This is a genomic window from Rothia sp. HMSC065C12 (assembly GCF_001812085.1).
GTDB classification, from domain to species: Bacteria; Actinomycetota; Actinomycetes; order Actinomycetales; family Micrococcaceae; genus Rothia; species Rothia mucilaginosa.
Genome location: NZ_KV807678.1, coordinates 410,959 through 428,531 on the forward strand (window position 1 = coordinate 410,959; position 17,573 = coordinate 428,531).

Here is a 17,573-nt window from a genome sequence, read left to right on the forward strand (position 1 = left end):
TTTTGACTAGTTCAGAATCTCGGCTAGCTCAGGATTTCAGCAAGGAACGCGCCGGTGTGCGAGCCCTTCACCTGAGCCACCTGTTCCGGGGTTCCTTCGGCGATGACGGTGCCGCCGCCGCTACCGCCTTCGGGGCCCATGTCGATAATCCAGTCGGCGCACTTGACCACGTCCAGGTTGTGCTCGATGGTGATGACGCTATTGCCCTTGTCCACCAGCGATTGCAGCACGGCGAGCAGCTTGCGGATGTCTTCAAAGTGCAGGCCGGTGGTCGGCTCGTCCAGCACGTAGATGGAGCGGCCGTTGGAGCGCTTCTGCAGTTCGGTTGCGAGCTTCACGCGCTGCGCTTCACCGCCGGAGAGGGTGGTTGCGGGCTGGCCCAGGCGAATGTAGCCCAGGCCCACGTCCACGAGGGTGTTCAGGTGGCGCGCAATCGGGGTGAACGCAGCGAAGAACTCTGCGGCTTCTTCCACGGGCATTTCGAGTACGTCGGCGATGGTCTTGCCCTTGTAATGCACTTCGAGGGTTTCGCGGTTGTAGCGCTTGCCGTGGCAGGTTTCGCAGGGCACGTACACGTCCGGCAGGAAGTTCATTTCAATCTTCAGGGTGCCGTCGCCGGAGCAGTCCTCGCAGCGGCCGCCCTTGACGTTGAAGGAGAATCGACCCGGGGTGTAGCCGCGCATTTTCGCTTCGCTGGTCTCTGCAAACAGCTTGCGGATGTGGTCGAACACGCCGGTGTAGGTGGCGGGGTTCGAGCGCGGGGTACGACCGATGGGCGACTGGTCCACGTGAATGACCTTGTCCAGGTGTTCCAGCCCGTCGATGCTCTTGTGGCGACCGGGTACCTGCTTGGCGCCATTGAGCTTGTTCGCCAGGGAGGTATACAGAATGTCGTTGACGAGGGTCGATTTACCCGAGCCGGACACACCGGTCACCGCGGTGAACACGCCCAACGGGAAGGACACAGTCACGTTCTTGAGGTTGTTTTCGCGGGCGCCGCGCACGATCAGCTGACGTTCCTTGTCCACGGGGCGGCGGGATGCGGGCACCTCAATGCTGCGGCGGCCAGCCATGTAGTCGCCGGTAATGGACTTGGTGTTCTTCAGCAGCTCCTCAAAGCTGCCGGAGTGTACGATTTCGCCGCCGTGCTCGCCGGCGCCGGGTCCTACGTCCACGATCCAGTCGGCTTCGCGCATGGTGTCTTCGTCATGCTCAACCACAATGAGCGTGTTGCCCATGTCGCGCAGCTTAGTCAGGGTTTCGATGAGGCGGCGGTTATCGCGCTGGTGCAGACCGATGGAGGGCTCATCGAGCACGTAGAGCACGCCGACCAGGCCGGAACCAATCTGGGTTGCGAGGCGGATGCGCTGCGCCTCACCGCCGGAGAGCGTACCGGCGGAGCGTGAGAGGGTCAGGTAGTCCAGGCCCACATCCAGCAGGAACTGCAGGCGCGCGTCAATTTCCTTGAGGACCTGCTCGCCAATCTTGGCTTCGCGGGCGCTGAGCTGCAGGCCGCGCACGAAGGCGAGCGCGTTAGCCAGGGACATGTCGGTGATGTCTGCGATGGACTGGCCGCCAACCTTCACGCCGAGGATGGTCGGGTTCAGGCGCGCGCCACCGCAGGAGGGGCAGGCGACCTGGCGCATGTACTGTTCGTAGCGGTCGCGGGCAAAGTCCGATTCGGTTTCTTCGTGTTTGCGCTTGATGTACGCCTTCACACCTTCGAATCCGGAGGTGTAGCGGCGTTCGCGGCCGAATCGGTTGCGGTAGGAGACCTCAACCTTGTAGTCCTTGCCGTCCAGGATGGCGGCGCGGGTCTTGGCGGGCAGGTCCTTGAAGGGGGTGTTCAGGTCGAAGCCGAGCTCCTCCCCCAGGCCTGCGAGCAGGCGCAGCCAGTATTCAGTGGTTGCTTTGCCCTGCGACCAGGGGGCGATAGCGCCCTCGCCGAGGGTCAGGTCGGGGTTGGGTACGAGCAGCTCGGTGTCTACTTCCAGGCGCGAGCCGATGCCGTCGCAGGCGCTACATGCGCCGAACGGCGAGTTGAAGGAGAAGGCGCGCGGCTCGATGGTGTCGATCTGCAGCGGGTGGTTGTTGGGGCAGGCGAGGTTTTCGCTGAAGGAGCGGGTGCGTTCGGGGTCGTCCTGCTCGCGGTCCACGAAGTCGATGAGTACGCGGCCGTCAGCGAGCTTGAGCGCTGTTTCGATGGAGTCGGTCAGGCGCTGGTGAATACCGTCCTTAATGACGATGCGGTCGACGACCACCTCGATGGTGTGCTTGTACTGCTTGGCGAGCTTGGGCGGGTCGGAGAGCTGCACGGTTTCGCCGTCCACGCGGGCACGCGAGTAGCCCTGGGTGAGCAGGTCCTTGAAGAGGTCCACGAATTCGCCCTTACGTGCGCTGACGACGGGCGCAAGGATCTGCAGGCGGGTGCGTTCGGGGTACTCCTGCAGAATGTCCACAATCTGCTGCGGGGTCTGCTGGGTGATTTCTTCGCCGCATTCGGGGCAGTGCGGGTGACCGATGCGTGCCCAGAGCAGACGCATGTAGTCGTAGATTTCGGTGATGGTACCGACGGTTGAGCGCGGGTTCTTGGAGGTGGATTTCTGGTCGATAGACACCGCCGGGGATAGGCCCTCGATGAAGTCTACGTCGGGCTTGTCGACCTGTCCGAGGAACATGCGCGCGTAGGAGGACAGCGACTCAACGTAGCGGCGCTGGCCTTCCGCGAAGATGGTGTCGAAGGCGAGGGAGGACTTACCGGAGCCGGAGAGGCCGGTGAAGACGACCATCGCATCACGCGGAATGGTGAGGTCTACGTTCTTGAGGTTGTTTTCGCGGGCACCCTGAACCCGGATGCTGGTCAGATCGTTCGCTTTGAGTGCGGTGCTACCGTGTGCCGGGCGGGGTGTCATCGAAAATCCTTTCGTCTTATCTTCGAACTTAAATTCTACACCCTCACGCCTTTCACCAGCGGGATTATGCGGCGGGTGAAGGCATGAGGGTGCAGTACTTATATGAGGTGGACTAGGAGGCGCAATTCATCAAGTGCGGCCTACCAGCCGCGGGTTCCCCACTCTTCCAGGTGGGGGCGCTCGTCGCCGAGGGTGGTAGAGCGGCCGTGGCCGGGCAGTACGATGGCGTCGTCTTCGAAGCCTCCGAAGAGTTTTTCGAGCACGTTGGAGAAGAGCTCACCGAACTGCTGCGGGGAATCGGTCTTGCCCACGCCGCCGGGGAAGAGGGCGTCGCCGGTGAACAGCAGGGTTGCGGGGGTGCCGTCTTCCCAGGTGGTTTCGAGGGTGTAGACGATGGATCCGGGGGTGTGGCCGGGCACGTGCAGGGCGCGGATGACGGTGTCGGAGAGGTAGAAGTCGAAGCTTTCGCCGCCGGTCAGCTCTTCTTCGACGATGTAGTCTTCCAGTTCCTTAATCTCAGCAGCGTCAGCTGCACCCGCGGAGGTCACGGCGCCGGTGAGGTGGTCGAGCTCCTTAATAGCGCGGATGTGGTCCCAGTGGCCGTGAGTAACCAGAATGCCGGTCAGACCAATAGTGCGGGGCCTGATGGAGTTGAAGTCCTCTTCCTTCTCCATGACGCGCACGCGGCGTTCTTCGCCGTCTGCCAGTTCGAGCTGCGGGCAGTCGTTCAGGAGCGCGTCAAGAGTGAATGCGTAGAGTTCTTCTGCATCGTCTGCAGGGTCGATGAGCACCTGCTCGCCGGTGGCGCGCATGGTGATGAGGTAGACGCTATTGTCCATCTCGGAGACACTGAACGCACGGACGGTCAGTTCGGGGTTCTCAAAGATGAGGGTGGGTTCGGGGTAAGTAGTCATAGTTCCAGTGTAGGGGTTGTGACCGCACAGCATGCGCCTATGCGGTTCGCTCCCCTATCAGCGCATTCGGCGTTGAACGCGCGGGATACATGTACGGGTTGCTTGTGCGGGATGCACAGGGAACAGATTCTGGAGCATGCTCGGTACGGATTAGGTTCCGGCTGGATTCCGCCCGGCTGAGGTTCCACTGAAATTCAAAAGTTAAACAGAGAAGCGACTGCGCATCGATACACAGTCGCTTCTCATGACACCCAGGGGTATCTATCACTCACTCAAACACAAGCAACCCGAGGACTTTGGAAATCTCACGATTACTTGATGACTCAATAGTAGCGAACTTTTTGGGGGCTGTTTTACCACCCAATTTGGTACGGAGAGCCGGATTTAGTGACCCGCGCCTCATTGTAATCATTCTGTAATAAAAACAGGTGTTTTTTAGGGTATCCATACGTACCAATTTCATTTTTTTCGAGTTTTAGCGTGACTTATTTCACCCAAAATAATTTTAGAATTTCCCTCTTTTGGCACTTCGGTGCACCTTTAACTTAAGCTCCACACTCGGCAATCCCAAAGGTTCAATACACAGTTTTAGCCCGGTATTCTGCGGAAGTAGAGGGTTAAGGTGAAAGTATCTTCAAGTACTTGCAACTTCATGAGCAGGAAAAAATGTACTGCTCACCGTTCAAAATCTGCACAATTATTCGCGCGAGGGCAAAATCAATTGGTCTGTTTTACCCCTGTAGGTACCCCCTAAAGTAGAGGTTTTATTACAAAACAATAACATCAGCCCCACTTTCAGATTCACTGAGTGCACCCATTAAAACCCCTTTCAAAAAGCAAAATACCTAGTCAATACCGTATTTTCACAAAATGCAAGACAGTGTGTCACTAAAAAATCAACCTCTATAGATTGTTTAATAAAACCTGACCTTCAAGCACAAATAGAGCCCAATTATTAACCAGCACGTACCAATTCCGCCCTCAAAACAGGCGCCCTAGAAGCCTCAATGAAAGGTTGAAAGACCCCTCCACCAGGGGTTTCAGGATCCTTCACTCCCCCTGGTTGCAGTCTGGTTGTAGCCAGGTTTCAGCTTGGTTGCAGTCTGGTTTCACTCTGTTTTCAAGAGCTCCCTCGCCCTCAAGCGTTGCGCACCTCGTATTCGCCCCTCGTGCTTCCATGTATCTGGGGCAGAGCACTCTACAAAAGCACCATAGGGCACAGCAAAGGCGGCGCCTCTCCCCCGCTGTGGGGAAGGAGCGCCGCCTCCACTAGCTATAAATCAGCTGGAACAGCCGCTTTAGGACAGGCCGACCATCACGCCGTTCTCGTCGAAGCCGATGCGCTCAGCTGCGGGGCTCTTGCTCAGGCCCGGCATGGTGCGCATGGTGCCGCAGATAGCGTAGACGTAACCGGCACCTGCAGCCAGGCGAACCTCGCGCACGGGCAGGGTCCAGCCGGTCGGTGCGCCCTTCAGAGTTGCATCCGAAGAGATGGACAGATGGGTCTTCGCGATAACCACGGGCAGGTGCGAGTAGCCCAGCTCAGCGAAACGCTTCAGCTGCTTAGCGGCAGCGGGAGCAATCGAAATGCCGTCCGCGCCGTAGACCTTGGTCGCAACCTTCTCAATCTTGGTCTCGATGGAGTCCTCAAGATCGTAGGTGTACTTCAGATCCGAAACGTCGTCACATGCCTCAGCAACCACGTCTGCCAGGTCGGTGGTGCCCTTACCACCCTCAGCCACACCGCGGTGGATAGCGACGCGAGCGTCAGCTTCCTCAGCGATACGGCGGATGGTCTCGTGCTCGGACTCGAAGTCGGTCGGGAAGGCGTTGATTGCCACGACCGGCTGAACACCGAAGTTGCGCACAATCTCGATGTGCTTCTTCAGGTTCTCTGCGCCCTTCTCCACGTCGGAGGGGCTTTCCTGCAGCATGCCTTCGGGCAGGGGCTTGCCCGGAACGATCTTGTACAGGCCGGAGTGGGACTTCAGGGAGCGCACGGTTACGACGAGCACTGCTGCGTCCGGCTTCAGGCCGGAGACGCGGCACTTGACGTTGAAGAAACGCTCCGCACCCATATCGGCACCGAAACCAGCCTCGGTAATCACGTAGTCGGAGTACTCCAGACCAACGTAGTCGGCGACCACGGAGGAGTTACCGGTTGCGATGTTGCCGAAGGGGCCCGCGTGAATCAGTGCGGGGGTGTGCTCCAGGGTCTGCAGCAGGTTCGGGTTGATTGCGTCTGCCAGGATGACGGACATTGCGCCGTCAGCCTTCAGGTCGGCTGCGGTGACGGGCTCGCCGTCGTAGTTCAGGCCGATCACAATCTTTGCCAGGCGCTCGCGCAGGTCCTTGAAGGAGGTTGCCAGCGAGAGAATCACCATGATTTCGGAGGCGCTGGTGATGTCGAAACCGGTCTCGCGGACCACGCCGTCCATGCGTTCGCCCAGGCCCACGACGATGTTGCGCAGGGAGCGGTCGTTCATGTCGATAACGCGGCGCCACTCGATTGCGCGCGGGTCGATGCGCAGCTCGTTGCCGTGGTGCAGGTGGTTGTCAATCATGGCGGCAAGCAGGTTGTGCGCTGCGGTGACGGCGTGGAAGTCGCCAGTCAGGTGCAGGTTCAGCTTCTCCATGGGAACAATCTGAGAGTAGCCGCCGCCTGCTGCACCGCCCTTGATGCCGAAGGTCGGGCCCATTGCGGGCTGGCGCAGAGCCAGGATTGCCTTGCGGCCGGTCTGGGCGAAGCCCTGTGCGAGGGAGACGGAGGTTGCGGTCTTACCTTCACCGAGTGGGGTGGGGGTGACTGCGGTAACCACGATGTACTTGGAGCCGCGCTTGCGGGCGGTCTCTGCGTTGGTGGTTTCGTCGAGGAGGACCTTAGCGACATACTTGCCGTAGGGTTCAAGGCGATCTTCGCTGATGCCGTTGTCCGCTGCGATCTTATTAATAGGCCAAAGATCGGCGGCAAGTGCGATTTCGAGGTCGGAAGGGAAAGGCTTCTTCGTCATTGTCATCCTTCGAGTTGTACGAATCATGCTCTTTTATTCTATGCCTTGGCTCACTCATTTGTCCCTCACCTCGCCGAAAGGTGGCAAATAAACCCAATTTTTAATGCACTAATCCCCGCAACCGGCACCCTACGCTCACGTGGAGCGGCAGGATCGGTGCGGGGATTAGTAGCGCATACACGCCGGGTTGCCGATACAAGAAGGCACAAGAACCGGCGATACGAGCGGCTATTACGGCATGGTCAGCAGAACCTTGGTGGCGGTACGCTGGTCCATTGCCTCGTAACCCTTAGCTGCCTCGTCGATGGGCAGAACCAGGTCGAACACCTTACCGGGCTCAATTTCACCCTTGTAAATCAGGTCGATAAGGGTCGGCAGGTACTTGCGCACGGGGGCGGGGCCGCCCTCCAGGTGAACCTGCTTGTCGAAGAGCTTATCGGTGCCGATGGCGCTGTCGTGCGGCACGCCCACGAAGCCGATGTAGCCGCCGTGGCGTACGCAGCCGAGTGCCTGGTCGAAGGACTGCTGGGAGCCAACAGCCTCCGCAACGCCGTGTGCGCCCACGCCGTCGGTGAGTTCCAGAACCTTGGCGATACCCTCTTCGCCGCGCTCTTCCACGATGTGGGTTGCGCCGAATTCCTTAGCGAGCGCCTGACGTTCGGGGTTGCGGGACATGATGATAATCTTCTCCGCGCCGAGCTGCTTAGCGCCGATGACTGCGCTCAGGCCGACTGCGCCGTCACCAACAACGACGATGGTCTTGCCGGGGCCTGCCTGCGCTGCGTCTGCTGCGTACCAGCCGGTGCCGAGCACGTCAGATGCCGCCATCAGGTGCGGGATCTGCTCTTCGGTGGGGGCTGCGGGGGTCTTGACGAGGGTGCCGTCTGCGAAGGGCACGCGGGCGTACTCTGCCTGGGTGCCGTTAGAGCGCATGCCGATGAAGGCGTCGCCTGCTGCGATTGCCTTGAGGCAGCGGGAGGGGTAGCCTGCGGTGCAGGTTTCGCACTCGCCGCAGGAGATGCAGAAGGAGCCTACGACGAAGTCGCCGGGGGCTACGGTGGTGACCTCGGAGCCGACCTCTACGACCTCGCCAATGTATTCGTGGCCCATGGCTCGGTGGTCGACGGGCTGTGCGCCGCGGTAGGGCCATAGGTCGGAGCCGCAGATGCAGGATGCTGCGAGCTTGATGATGGCGTCGGTGGGTTCGAGGAGGGTCGGCTTGTCGACTTCGTTGACGACGACCTTGCCGGGGGCTTCCATAACAACTGAACGCATGATGTTCCTTTCAAATCTGCGTTGATAGTTAGTCGTATCAGAGTACGCCCCGCACCCCGATATATCAATAATTTTTTATGCTACGGGGTGAAGGTAAAAATCCCGACAACCGGAACCCGAAAGGAACCAGAAAAACCGCTCCTACTCCCCCGATTCCCGAGCGCTTCCGTGCCAGGTTAAACCGGGGAATCCTGGGCATCCCGGCACGCTAAATAGCCCGGTTAAACGGCGGAACCCCCCGCGCATCCACAGTGGACACGCGGGGGTTCCGCTCGGTTTATCTCAGCCTCATAACTAAAGGCAAGAAAGGGTGCTTAGAAGTCCCAGTCCTCGTCTTCGGTGTTCACGGCCTTACCAATGACGTAGGAGGAGCCGGAACCGGAGAAGAAGTCGTGGTTCTCATCAGCGTTCGGGGACAGCGCCGACAGGATCGCCGGGGACACGTTAGTCACGGTCGCCGGGAACATCGGCTCGTAGCCCAGGTTCATCAGAGCCTTGTTAGCGTTGTAGTGCAGGAACTTCTTAACGTCCTCACTCCAACCCACACCGTCATACAGGGAGTGGGTGTACGCCACCTCGTTCTCGTACAGTTCGTACAGCAGGTTGAAGGTGTACTCCTTCAGCTCTGCCTGACGCTCCGCGGACTCCTTCGCCAGGCCACGCTGGAACTTGTAGCCAATGTAGTAGCCGTGCACTGCCTCGTCACGAATAATCAGACGAATCAGGTCAGCGGTGTTGGTCAGCTTCGCGTGCGAAGACCAGTACATGGGCAGGTAGAAGCCCGAGTAGAACAGGAAGGACTCCAGCAGAGTGGAGGCGACCTTCTTCTTCAGCGGGTCGTCACCGGTGTAGTAGGACAGAACAATCTTCGCCTTCTTCTGCAGGTGCTCATTCTCAGCAGCCCAGCGGAACGCCTCGTCAATCTCCTTAGTGGAGGCGAGGGTCGAGAAGATTGAGGAGTACGACTTTGCGTGCACGGACTCCATGAACGCAATGTTGGTGTACACGGCCTCTTCGTGCGCGGTCACAGCGTCCGGCAGCAGGGACACAGCACCGACAGTACCCTGGATGGTGTCCAGCAGGGTCAGACCGGTGAAGACGCGCATGGTCAGCTGCTTCTCTTCCTCGGTCAGAGTCTTCCAGGAGGGCACGTCGTTGCTCAGCGGCACCTTTTCCGGCAGCCAGAAGTTACCGGTCAGACGATCCCAAACCTCAAGGTCCTTCTCGTCCTCAATACGGTTCCAGTTGATAGCCTCGACCACGTGGTCGACGAGCTTCACCTTTTCGCTCATTAGTAATTCTCCAATTCTTAAGGGGCGGTTACGGTCCCACGCGCGGCCAGCCAGTCGCGCAGGCGGTTTGCGTGTTTACCGTAACCGCCCCTTCCAGTCTTTAGTTATAGTGTGCCAGCTCAGGCTGAATGCGTCACAGCATTCGGGCTAGAGCATGCAGGATACGCAGCCTTCAACCTCGGTACCCTCAAGAGCCATCTGACGCAGACGGATGTAGTAGATGGTCTTGATGCCCTTACGCCATGCGTAAATCTGGGCGCGGTTGATATCGCGGGTGGTTGCGGTATCGCGGAAGAAGAGGGTCAGCGACAGGCCCTGGTCCACGTGCTGGGTTGCCACAGCGTAGGTGTCGATGATCTTCTCGTAACCAATTTCGTAGGAGTCCTGGTAGTACTCCAGGTTCTCGTTGGTCATGTACGGTGCCGGGTAGTAGACGCGGCCGAGCTTGCCTTCCTTGCGGATCTCAATCTTCGAAGCGATCGGGTGAATCGAAGAGGTCGAACCGTTGATGTAGGAAATCGAGCCGGTCGGAGGAACGGCCTGCAGGTTCTGGTTGTACATGCCGTACTGTGCCACGTCAGCAGCCAGCTGAATCCACTCTTCACGGGTGGGGATGTGGTGCTTAGCGAACAGTTCGCGGGTACGCTCGGTCTGCGGTGCCCATTCCTTCTCAATGTACTTGGCGAAGAACTCACCGGATGCGTACTTCGAGTTCTCGAAGCCCTCGAAACGCTGGCCGCGTTCCTTAGCAATCTGCATGGAGGCGCGGATTGCGTGGTAGGCGACGGTGTAGAAGTACATGTTGGTGAAGTCCAGTGCTTCTTCGGAACCGTAGTAGACGTGCTCGCGTGCCAGGTAGCCGTGCAGGTTCATCTGGCCCAGACCCACGGCGTGGCTCATGTTGTTGCCGCGCTCGATGGAGGGTACGGAGCGGATGTCGGACTGGTCGGAGACGGAGGTCAGCGAACGAATCGCGGTTTCCACGGTCTTGCCGAAGTCGTCGCCGTCCATGGTCAGTGCAATGTTCAGCGAACCGAGGTTGCAGGAGATGTCCTTACCGACGGTCTCGTAGCCGAGGTCAGCGTGGTAGGTGGACGGCTCAGAAACCTGCAGGATCTCGGAGCACAGGTTGGACATGATGACCTTACCGGCGATGGGGTTCGCGCGGTTGACGGTGTCTTCGAACATCACGTACGGGTAGCCGGACTCGAACTGGATCTCTGCGATGGTCTGGAAGAACTCACGCGCGTTAATCTTGGTCTTGGTGATGCGTGCATCGTCGACCATCTCGTAGTACTTCTCGGAGACGTTGATGTCGGAGAAGGGCACGCCGTAGATGCGTTCCACATCGTACGGGGAGAAGAGGTACATGTCCTCGTTCTTCTTCGCCAGCTCGAAGGTGATGTCGGGGATGACAACGCCCAGGGAGAGGGTCTTGATGCGGATCTTCTCGTCAGCGTTCTCACGCTTGGTGTCCAGGAAGGCGTAGATGTCGGGGTGGTGTGCGTGCAGGTACACGGCACCGGCACCCTGACGTGCGCCGAGCTGGTTTGCGTAGGAGAAGGCGTCTTCCAGCAGCTTCATGACGGGGATAACGCCCGAGGACTGGTTCTCAATCTTCTTAATGGGCGCACCGGATTCGCGCAGGTTGGTCAGGGCGAATGCCACGCCGCCGCCGCGCTTGGAGAGCTGCAGTGCAGAGTTGATGGAGCGGCCGATGGACTCCATGTTGTCTTCCATGCGCAGCAGGAAGCAGGAGACGAGCTCGCCGCGCTGCTTCTTACCTGCGTTGAGGAAGGTCGGGGTTGCCGGCTGGAAACGGCCGGAGATGATCTCGTCGACGATGTCTTCGGCGAGCTTCTCGTTGCCTTCTGCCAGTAGCAGTGCGACCATGCAGACGCGGTCTTCAAAACGCTCCAGGTAGCGCTGACCGTCGAAGGTCTTGAGCGCGTAGGAGGTGTAGAACTTGAAGGCACCCAGGAAGGTCGGGAAGCGGAACTTCACGGCGTAGGCGCGCTTGAACAGGTTCTTGATGAACTGGAAGTTGTACTTGTCGAAGAGTTCCGGCTCGTAGTACTGGTTCTCGATCAGGTACTCGATCTTCTCTTCCAGGTCGTGGAAGAAGACGGTGTTGTTGTTGACGTGCTGCAGGAAGTACTGACGTGCAGCCTGACGGTCTGCATCGAACTGAATCTGGCCGTTCTCATCGTAGAGGTTCAGCAGTGCGTTCAGCTCGTGGTAGCTCATACCCTTGAACTTCTCGGGCACGCTCTTGCCGCTGTGGCTCGCACCGAGAGTTTCTAGTGCTGAGGGCAGTTTTGCGTCCAAAATGCTTCCAATCCTTCGTTGACTTTTTCTACATCTGAATCGGTGCCCATGAGCTCAAATTTGAAGAGCACGGGCACATCGCACTTCTTGGCGACAATGTCTGCCGCGATACCGAAGAGCGGACCAAAGTTGGTGTTGCCGGAGCCAATCACACCGAGTATGTGGTGGCGATTCTGCTCCACGTTCAGGAATTTAACCACCTGCGGGGGAACGTTACCGGCGCCATCAGGCTTGCCGTAGGTGGGGACGATGAGCACGAACGGCTCATCAAGAATGAGGGTGTCCTCGCCGGTGCGCAGCGGCAGGCGGAGGCGGCGGGCACGGATCTTCTCCACGAACTTGTGGGTGTTACCGGAGATGGAGGAGAAGTACACGATGAGTGGCGCCGTGTCGTCCAGTTCGACCTCGGTCGCTCGACCCTCGGAGGCGTTGCGTGCATCCATAAGAATCTTCCGGATTTCTGCGTGCTCGTCGACGGGGTTGGGCGTGAGGGCGGTACTCAATCTGTACTCCTTATTCTCGTGTGCCGGTGTGAGTTCCGTGCCGATTTTCCGTTTGTACGGGTTTCGGCAGGGTTGTTACGCTGCCAGAGCGTTGATCTTGTCGGGCTGGAAGCCGGACCAGTGCTCGTCGCCTGCAATGACGACGGGTGCCTGCATGTAGCCGAGGGACTTGACCATTTCGAGGGCCTGAGCGTCTTCGGTGATATCAACCTTGGTGTAGCTGATACCCTTCGCGTCGAGGGCGCGGTAGGTCATGTTGCACTGGACGCACTGGGGCTTGGTGTACACGGTCACTACCATGGGAGTGCCTCTTACTTTCTCCCGCTCGGGCGGGGCTATCTCGTGAATGAATCTGGCGTGTTTCGTCGGTGGTTCGCCACGTGTTGTTTACGGCGGGCGCTGTGCCGTCCGCTGCCCCCTCCTAGTGGGGTGTGGTGGTTTCCTGCGCTGGGGCAGGGCGCCTAAAAGTGCCGTAGTGGTGGAACCGAGTATTAATACTACATCTAGTGTCGAGATTTTTCTGCACCACAAGATGATGTGGTGCGAGGGTCGTGTTTCGTTCGATAAACCCACAGTTGAACCCACTTAAGAGGGGGTGTCTACAGCTTATCCACACCCTGCCGCGGGGCTAGTTCGCCGTATTTTCGCGGGGTGTGCCGGGTTATCCACAGGTGGGGTTTAAGTTGGTCAGGATTTTTAAGGGTTCATTCGCCCGCTGAGTTGAGGTTCAGTTAACCTCATGTATGCGTTTGGGGGCATAAAACCCGGCAGATTCGGGCTTGATTTTAAAGAGATTTCCGCTCTCACCCGTTCTTGCGCGGAACGGCGCGGTTTTAAAGCAGAACGGACTTTCTTAAAGGCGGGGGTTAACCCCCTTCGAGCGGGTTTAAGCTATGTGATTAAGGCTGTAGAAAAGATTTTTAACTCTTTTTCAGCAGCCGGTGTGTCGTGGGTTTAAGTTGGTTAATTCCGCTGAAACACCAAAACCCACCGCATATACCGGCATTTCGCGGTATTTGCGGTGGGTTTACTGGGTATCCATGCTGGTTTTAGCAACCGGTGAGCAGTAACCGGCTAGAAATCGATCAGGCCCAGCTCGCGCAGCTTCTTGCTGAGCGTTACGCCATCGGTGGCTTCAATCCACAGCGGCGAGCGCATCATCTGTTCGGCGCGGTAGTCGCTCCACACGCGGCCGGAGGCGAGCATGGTCTCCCCCACGGTCAGGTTGCGGATGACGATTGCCGCCACGTTGTCCGGGTAGCGTACCGCGAAGCCGTTGTAGATGTACGGGTCGCGCTGCCCGTCGTCGCCGACGAGGATCCACTTCATCTGCGGGAATTCCTCGGCGAGGCGGCGCAGGGACTCGACCTTATGGTTGGTTCCGGAGCGGAACCAGCGGTCGGGGGTGGGGCCCCAGTCGGTGAGCAGGAACGTGCCGCGCGGGTAGCCGTTGCGGCTGAGGAAGCGGCGCAGGGTCGGGGTGATGTTCCAGGCGCCGGTGGACAGGTACATGAACGGCGCATCCGGGTGGCTGCGGCGGATACGGTCAGTCATGACCGCCATGCCGGGGGTGGGGATGCGTGCGTGCTCGTCGAGAATGAAGGAGTTCCAGGCAGCGACGAGGGGGCGCGGCAGCATGGTGACCATGACGGTGTCGTCGACGTCCATGATGACGCCGAGCTTCTGGCTTTCGGGAACGATGTAGACGCTGGTTGCTACGGCGCGGGAGCCGGGCACGTACATGATGACTTCGTGCATGCCGGGGTCCAGATCGATGCTGAGTTTGACATCGAGCACGCCGCCGCGGTCGGTGTACGCCTCATACTTGGTGCCGTCGATAACGATGGTGACGGGTGCATCGGACATTGCGGTGGCGGTGAAGGAGCGCCAGCCGCGCATGGGGTTGGCGGTGTCTTGGGTGCCTTCTACGACCTGCAGCAGGCGTTCGAGGTTGACCGTCTTGTAGAGTGCGCGGGCGATGATGCGGACCCAGCCGGGGTTACCGTCGGAGGCGGCGCGGCCGTAGCCTTCGGTGGGCACGAGAATAGGCTCGCGACCGGCGGCGATGGCGCGTTTTTCGCGCCACCTGTGCAGCCGGTCTGCAACACGGTAGCCGATGTTGACTGCCTCGTCGGCAGCATCGTTCACAAGGTTGCGCAGTTCGTGAGTGCCCAAATTCTCCATCCCACTAGTGTAGCGGAGCGTTACCGGCTTGCGGCTTTAGGATTTTGTGTTCTTATACCTAGTTTTTATACCTATTAATACTGTGGTGCTGAGCGCGGGGTGTGATGTGCACATTATTTAGGGTGTATTCGCTGTTCAGATTCGTTCCTTGCAGGTGGGGGCGTTATCCTGGAGAGTATGACCCACTCACAGCCTAACCGCCGACTTTTTGTGCTCGGCACTGCTATGCTTCCGCTGATTGCTGCCTGCTCGAAGACGTCGAATGACTACGACGGCACCAGCGGTAATTTCACTCCGTATCAGGCTGGCGGCGAGACCTCTGCTGCTACTCGCCCCGCACCGACGAATTCGCCGACGGTTGCCGCTGCTGGCAACCCGGTTGATAAGCCGCGCGAATGGCCCGGCATCGGCAACTCCCTCGTTGGTGACGGCAAGTATGTTGCGTGGACTGTTGATGACGGCGCAAGCCCGGAGGCGATTCGCGGCTACGCTGAGTTCTCGAAGCGTACGAATACTCGCCTGACGTTCTTCATTAACGCTTCTTACACCGGTTTTAAGGAGCATGTGTCGTTGCTGCGTCCGCTGGTTCAGAGCGGCCAGATTCAGGTTGCGAACCACACGTACAACCACGCTGACCTGACCACCCTGGATGCTGAGGGTGTGAAGGAAGAGCTGCAGCGTAACGAAGACGAGATTATGAGCATGTTCGGTGTCTCGTCGAAGCCGTACTTCCGCCCGCCCTACGGCCGCTACAACGATGCGGTACTGAAGGCTGCCGGTGAGATTGGTTTTACCCGCCCGGTCATGTGGAACGGCACTACCGGTGACGAGGCGAAGACCAGCTCCCGCGTGATTTACATGCGTTGCATCCGCTACATGTTGCCGCAGCAGATTGTGCTGGGTCACCTGAACTACGAGACGATCATCCCGATTCTGGATAAGGTAAAGGGCCTGCTCGATGACCGCGGCCTGACTGCGGTGACGATTCGTGACTACTACGGTGACGCATCCGAGGAAGAGATTAAGGCGGCGGCTCCTTCGCCGACCCCCACCCCGGAGGAGAACACCCCCTCCCCCGAGGCGACTACGGAGGCGCCGGCCCCTACCCCGGAGCCGACTACTGAGGCTCCGACTCAGGCGCCGACTACCCGCTATGAGGATGAGGTAGCGGCTACCCAGCAGGCTACGACTGCACCTGCGGCGGCAACCACTACGGCTCCGCCGGCTCGTGCGACCGCCGCACCTGCGGCTACTGCCACTACCGCACCGGCGGCTGCCCGCCGATAGGGTCGCGTATTTCGCGTGTGCTAAGCCCCCTTGACCCGGTTCCTGTACGGATATTCCTGTGCAGAAGATTCTGTACGAACCGGCGCGAGGGGGCTTTGCCGTACCCGGCGGGAATAAACGCTGGGGACTAACGCTGGAAATAGCCGGGAATAAACACGGCAACCGGGGCGTTAGGCGAGCATACAGGCGGCAGTGTGCCGCATCCGAGTATGAGAGGAATAGATAACATGCGTATTGATATTTGGTCCGATATTGTGTGCCCCTTCTGCTACGTGGGCAAGCGTAACCTGGAGCAGGCGCTCGCCGAGTTTGAGCACCGTGACGAGGTTGAGGTGGTGTGGCATAGTTTTGAGCTGGACCCGTCGGCTACGGAGCATCCTGCCGGTTCGCTGCCTGAGCTGATTGCCGGTAAGTATCAGATGTCGTTGGATCAGGCGATTGCGAGCCAGGAGTCGTTGGCGGAGCGTGCCCGCGAGGTGGGTTTGGATTTCAATTGGCGTCAGGCGCGTTACGGTAACACGTTTGATGCGCACCGTGTGATTCATTATGCGGCGGAGCAGGGTTTGGCATCGGCGGCGGAGGAGGCGTTTAAGTTGGCGTACTTTACGCAGGGCCGTTCGGTGCAGGATCACGAGTCGATTCTGGATATTGCTTCTGAGATTGGCCTGGATACTGCTGAGGTTGAGGCGGTGTTGAAGAGCGACCGTTACGCGGCGGATGTGCGTGCTGATGAGCAGTTGGCGCGCCAGCTGGGCATTAATGGTGTGCCGTTCTTCTTGATTGAGTCGAAGTGGGCGGTCAGTGGTGCGCAGCCTGCGGAAATGCTGGTGCAGGCGCTGCGTCAGGTGTGGGAGGAGACTCACCGTGTAGAGTTTTTGAACCCGCTGGCGGGCGCGGCTGGTGACGCTGCGGGTGACGGCGATGCGGAGGCGGGTCCGTCCTGCGATATGAACGGCAACTGCTCCTAGCGGCGGCCCTGGCGAGAGCTGCCCCGGCGGGGCGCTACTCCCCTAGAGCCCCGGCTAATGCAGCCTCAGATATAGCGAAGCCCCCTCGTACTATTTCCAGTACGAGGGGGCTTTGCTATGCCCGCACGCTACATCTTCCCTTGTGAGAAATTTTTGGGGGCTCAATACTACCTGCGGATGGGGCCGTTTTCATTTACACTTGAGTGTGTGTTCTACGGTGAACACGCTTATCCACTCACTTTATAAAGGAATATTGTGTTGAAAATTCACACCGCGACCGCTGGTGTTCTTGCGGGTGCTCTTGCGGGTGCTCTGCTGCTGACTGGTTGCTCTTCGTCTGTTCGCGCTCCGAAGCCTGTGCCTTCTGCGTCATCGTCGACGTCTGTTTCTGCTAGCCCTTCGGTTTCAGCTACTCCTAGTTCTTCTCCGACGCCGAGTGCGTCTGCGACTCCTTCGGAGTCTCCTACCCCGACGGTAACCCCGTCTCCGGTTCCGACTACTGAGGCGCCCGTGCAGGCACCTTCCGCGGAGGCGCCGGCGGCTCCGGTTTCTGCGGCTCCCGCGCAACAGGCTGAGCCTGTTCAGCAGGCGCCGGTAGCTACGGAGGCGCCCGTCCAGCAGGCGCCGGCGGCTGAGGCTCCCGCTCAGCAAGCTCCCGCGCAGCCGGTTCAGCAGGCTCCTGCGCGGTCGAGTGTTTACTACGAAACATGCGCTGATGCTCGTGCGGCTGGTGCGGCGCCCCTGCATCGTGGCGAGCCGGGTTACCGCCCGGGTCTAGATAAAGACGGTGACGGTGTGGCGTGCGAGCCGAAGAAGAAGCGCTAGGCTTCCGTCTGCCCTTATAGCGAAGCCCCCTCGTACTATTTCTGAACTGCGCCCCGAAACTTGGACGCATTAAA

At 59.3% G+C, this 17,573-nt stretch carries 12 protein-coding genes; 3 read left to right on the forward strand and 9 right to left on the reverse strand.

What is annotated here, in order from left to right:
* Window positions 1–23: 23 nt before the first annotated feature.
* The 9 genes from uvrA to HMPREF2836_RS06030 all read right to left on the reverse strand — a co-directional run bounded on the left by uvrA (window position 24) and on the right by HMPREF2836_RS06030 (window position 14,419).
* Window positions 24–2,912, reverse strand: coding sequence for an excinuclease ABC subunit UvrA (gene uvrA, locus HMPREF2836_RS05990; RefSeq protein WP_070629838.1), 2,889 nt, complete (start codon window positions 2,910–2,912; stop codon window positions 24–26).
* Window positions 2,913–3,052: 140 nt separating this feature from the next.
* Entirely contained in the window at window positions 3,053–3,826 is a 774-nt protein-coding gene (locus HMPREF2836_RS05995; RefSeq protein ID WP_070629839.1) for an MBL fold metallo-hydrolase, read from the reverse strand.
* Window positions 3,827–5,124: 1,298 nt separating this feature from the next.
* Window positions 5,125–6,837 carry a formate--tetrahydrofolate ligase gene (locus tag HMPREF2836_RS06000; RefSeq protein ID WP_070629840.1) on the reverse strand — a complete coding sequence of 571 codons (1,713 nt, stop codon included), beginning with the start codon at window positions 6,835–6,837 and terminating at the stop codon, window positions 5,125–5,127.
* Window positions 6,838–7,068: 231 nt separating this feature from the next.
* A complete protein-coding gene (locus HMPREF2836_RS06005; RefSeq protein WP_070629841.1) occupies window positions 7,069–8,112 on the reverse strand; it encodes a zinc-dependent alcohol dehydrogenase family protein in 1,044 nt (347 codons plus the stop codon).
* Between the two features lie 314 nt (window positions 8,113–8,426).
* A complete protein-coding gene (gene nrdF, locus HMPREF2836_RS06010) occupies window positions 8,427–9,404 on the reverse strand; it encodes a class 1b ribonucleoside-diphosphate reductase subunit beta (RefSeq protein WP_005508801.1) in 978 nt (325 codons plus the stop codon).
* A gap of 147 nt (window positions 9,405–9,551) precedes the next feature.
* On the reverse strand, window positions 9,552–11,732 hold the full coding sequence (gene nrdE, locus HMPREF2836_RS06015; protein WP_070629842.1) for a class 1b ribonucleoside-diphosphate reductase subunit alpha: 2,181 nt from the start codon (window positions 11,730–11,732) through the stop codon (window positions 9,552–9,554).
* Window positions 11,705–12,235: a class Ib ribonucleoside-diphosphate reductase assembly flavoprotein NrdI gene (nrdI, locus tag HMPREF2836_RS06020; RefSeq protein ID WP_049354719.1), complete on the reverse strand. Its 531-nt coding sequence runs from the start codon at window positions 12,233–12,235 to the stop codon at window positions 11,705–11,707. The genes nrdE and nrdI overlap by 28 nt, the downstream gene beginning before the upstream one ends.
* A gap of 75 nt (window positions 12,236–12,310) precedes the next feature.
* A complete protein-coding gene (gene nrdH / locus HMPREF2836_RS06025) occupies window positions 12,311–12,535 on the reverse strand; it encodes a glutaredoxin-like protein NrdH (RefSeq protein WP_005505794.1) in 225 nt (74 codons plus the stop codon).
* Window positions 12,536–13,309: 774 nt separating this feature from the next.
* Window positions 13,310–14,419: an App1 family protein gene (locus HMPREF2836_RS06030; RefSeq protein WP_070629843.1), complete on the reverse strand. Its 1,110-nt coding sequence runs from the start codon at window positions 14,417–14,419 to the stop codon at window positions 13,310–13,312.
* A gap of 177 nt (window positions 14,420–14,596) precedes the next feature.
* Between HMPREF2836_RS06030 and HMPREF2836_RS06035 the strand changes: the two genes are divergently transcribed.
* The 3 genes from HMPREF2836_RS06035 to HMPREF2836_RS06045 all read left to right on the forward strand — a co-directional run bounded on the left by HMPREF2836_RS06035 (window position 14,597) and on the right by HMPREF2836_RS06045 (window position 17,499).
* Window positions 14,597–15,706 carry a polysaccharide deacetylase family protein gene (locus HMPREF2836_RS06035; RefSeq protein ID WP_070629844.1) on the forward strand — a complete coding sequence of 370 codons (1,110 nt, stop codon included), beginning with the start codon at window positions 14,597–14,599 and terminating at the stop codon, window positions 15,704–15,706.
* Window positions 15,707–15,933: 227 nt separating this feature from the next.
* Window positions 15,934–16,674: a DsbA family oxidoreductase gene (locus HMPREF2836_RS06040; RefSeq protein WP_070629845.1), complete on the forward strand. Its 741-nt coding sequence runs from the start codon at window positions 15,934–15,936 to the stop codon at window positions 16,672–16,674.
* 255 nt (window positions 16,675–16,929) lie between these two features.
* Window positions 16,930–17,499 (forward strand): excalibur calcium-binding domain-containing protein, encoded by a 570-nt coding sequence (locus tag HMPREF2836_RS06045; RefSeq protein ID WP_070629846.1) that lies wholly within the window; start codon window positions 16,930–16,932, stop codon window positions 17,497–17,499.
* Window positions 17,500–17,573 lie beyond the last annotated feature (74 nt).